The 2,890-nt window shown below is 42.4% G+C and carries 2 protein-coding genes and 1 pseudogene; 2 read left to right on the top strand and 1 reads right to left on the bottom strand.

Annotated elements, in window-relative coordinates; translation table 11 throughout:
* Positions 1-178, bottom strand: a pseudogene (locus tag GH808_RS14960) (IS110 family transposase); the annotation flags it as partial.
* Between the two features lie 345 nt (positions 179-523).
* Here GH808_RS14960 and GH808_RS14955 point away from each other — a divergent pair.
* Together GH808_RS14955 and GH808_RS14950 are read left to right on the top strand one after the other, a co-directional pair.
* Positions 524-730, top strand: a complete 207-nt coding sequence (locus GH808_RS14955) for a hypothetical protein (RefSeq protein WP_186843585.1) — start codon at positions 524-526, stop codon at positions 728-730.
* A gap of 535 nt (positions 731-1,265) precedes the next feature.
* Positions 1,266-2,633, top strand: coding sequence for a 4Fe-4S binding protein (locus GH808_RS14950; RefSeq protein ID WP_186843586.1), 1,368 nt, complete (start codon positions 1,266-1,268; stop codon positions 2,631-2,633).
* Positions 2,634-2,890: the final 257 nt, after the last annotated feature.

Raw genomic sequence — 2,890 nt, 5'->3', positions numbered from 1 at the left:
GTTTCAGCCGCTCTTCTTCTTTTTTGAGAATGCCGAGCAGCTTGTTAAAACCGGCCGGATTGTGATCAATCCGAAAGGGCTTGCGAATCAGTGAGCCATTAGGCTCCAGCATGGCGACCACAGAAAACTCTGAGGAAACGTCAATGCCAACGACAAAATCATTTAAAAATTTGGACAAAGCAACACAACCTTTCTGTTTGAATCAATCAGAGCATCCACGAAAGAAGAACGCCAGACAACCTTGCATTTGAAACGGGTAACACCCGAGGGTGGCCCAACCAGCTAAACATCGAATCGTCCTTGTGGAGTGACACGCTAATTCACGGATAAGTCCTTTATTAAGAAAGGGATCCAGGAGGAACGCACATCTATCTCTCTGACAAAGCGATTATAACATGATGTTTAAAGAAATCAAATCCTGGTGTCGCTGATTGATCCGAACAATAAGTTTAAAATTATCAAAGAACATTCGGGTTAAGTTTTGATCACTTACCCTATATGTATCTTACAAGGAGGAATTGCTATGGTCAAAGAGCTTTGTAAATTCTTTGCAGGGGTAACTGCATGGGAAGCAGTTGTGCATGCATCACTGGGACTAAGCGGCGTTTTACCGATTAGCCTCTTTGGAATTACGATAACACCATTTTTAAATACAATCCAAATCATCGTTCCGGCTTTAATATCTTGTCTTTTGATATATTGGGGATGGCTGCACAAGCCTGACCGTTAAAGTGCCAGCCGATCAGGATGACATGACGAACAAAACGACCAAGTGCCATTATATTTGCGATTTACAGAGCCGGCATTTTGCTGGTAACAATCAGCGCTTTTTTTAACAAAAAAGCTTTAAGTAGGCGATACCATTGCCGCGGTAGTGATGAAAAGAGGAGCTGTTTAATTTATTGACAGCTCCTTTTTTTTATTTTTTGAAATAATGGAGGAAACGAATTAGCTGAGTTTCTTTTTTGGGTATCATTAATTCTGACACAAAAATGACATCAATCAAATATAGAATTTACCCATTAGAGTAAGCGTTTAAAAATCAATTAAGAAAGGAATGTCGAATCAAAGAAACATGGTTTTTGATGGTCTATTGCCAGCAAAATGGGTATAAGGGAACATAAGGAAATTATTCTTGTTTGAATTGGATTAATAAATACAAAAAAGATCTTATTTATCAGTTGGGTTTAGCAATCATCAAGTGAAGCTAGATATGCATATTTAACACATCAAGTTTTTTAGAAAGCGAGGTATTATAAGTGAAAATGAATTGGAATAAAGCAGCAAAATGGACAAGACTCCTGGTTTTGGTAGGTCTTCTTATCTGGGTTACCTATGAAGCCTATATGCATCAGGTTCTGGGCGGCGGGAAAGCACCGTCAATTCATGCCTTGTGTCCCTACGGGGCTTTAGAAAGCCTGTATACACTGCTCTTGACGGGCACCTTTATCAAGAAAATTTATACCGGCACGGTCGTTCTGCTGGTACTGACTTTAGCCCTGGCAGTCCTGTTTCGAAGGAGTTTTTGTGGATTGCTTTGTCCTTTTGGGGCGCTGCAGGAAGTGTTCGCGAAAATCGGCCAGAAAATATTCAAAAAACGTTTGATCATCCCTCCAAAAATTGATCGATTGGCGAGGTATCTCAAATATTTCGTTCTCGTTTTTACCGTGGGAATGGCCTGGTATTATGGTTCGCTCTGGATGGCTCCCTATGATCCCTATGCGGCATATTCTCATTTATCCGCAATTTCCGGTTCAATTGCGGAAGACCCGTTAGCAATAATCGGTTTTGCGCTCCTATTTATTACCATCATCGGTTCATTCCTGTACGACCGGTTTTTCTGCAAATATTTGTGTCCGGCCGGCGCTTTCTATGCGATTATCGGAAAACTGAGCCCGACAAAAGTAGTTCGTAATGATAGTCTTTGTGTTCACTGCAAGAAGTGTGATAAATCCTGTCCGGTGAACATTGAGATCGAAAAGGCAGAACGGATTACGACGCCAGAGTGCATCAACTGTAACGAATGTGTCCTGGCTTGCCCCAGCAAAGGAGCGCTTGAGGTCAAGGTTGCCCGGAAAAGTGTCCATCCCATGGTGATGGTGGTAGTGGTGGTCGGTTTATTCTTTGGCACGATTGTAATAGCTCAGATAACCGGGAATTTTCAAATATTGCCATTATCCGTTGCCCAGGGTGAGGTTATTCCCATCTATGAAGTGAAAGGCTACAACACCATCGAAGAAGCTACCACCCTCACTGGACTGTCTTTGGATGAAGTGTATCAGCAACTGGCGATTCCCCAAAGCGTCCCCCAGGATACGCAATTCAAGAATATTTCAGCGCTGGTTCCGGATTATCAATTCGATGCGGCGAAAGCCAATGCCGGCGGAGCTGCCAATGGAGCAGCTGCAACGGGATCTTCTGGCGATGCGGCAACATCAGATGCCATTGATGTCAGCGGTATTAAAGGCTCGATGAGCATTCAGCAAGCAATGGACAGTTTAGGCATGAATGCAAAAGACTTCTATGCGCTTTTCAAAATTCCCGAAACGGTTCCGCCCGAAACCATCTTAAAAGAGATTTCAACGGTTTCGCCGGGATATGATTTTCAGCAGGTAAAGGATTCCCTGCAGTAGCGTTTGCCACAAAAAAAGCACGCCAAAACGGACACGTATTGGCGTGCTTTTTTGTGTTCGGCTGACGTATTTTGGATAGGCGTTCGAACAGGCTTAAGTTAATTACAGGATGTGGCAATCTGACATACAATGGTCTTCTGTCAAGATTTAGTACAAATTAAAATGAGAAGTTTATCCTCATCTTAACCAGCTAATTGCAAATCCGATTTGTTCATTTTTGCAAATAGTTTTTCAAAATCATCGGGCGACATAAAATC

This window comes from Acetobacterium fimetarium (genome assembly GCF_014284475.1).
In the GTDB taxonomy this organism is placed as follows: Bacteria; Bacillota; Clostridia; order Eubacteriales; family Eubacteriaceae; genus Acetobacterium; species Acetobacterium fimetarium.
The sequence above is the reverse complement of the archived record's forward strand: the minus strand, read 5'-3'. Positions and strand labels throughout refer to the sequence as shown.

Excerpts from the sequence above, each read along its gene's own strand:
- GH808_RS14950 (WP_186843586.1), top strand. The coding sequence starts at position 1,266 with ATGAATTGGAATAAAGCAGCAAAATGGACAAGACTCCTGGTTTTGGTA.
- GH808_RS14955 (WP_186843585.1), top strand. The coding sequence starts at position 524 with ATGGTCAAAGAGCTTTGTAAATTCTTTGCAGGGGTAACTGCATGGGAA.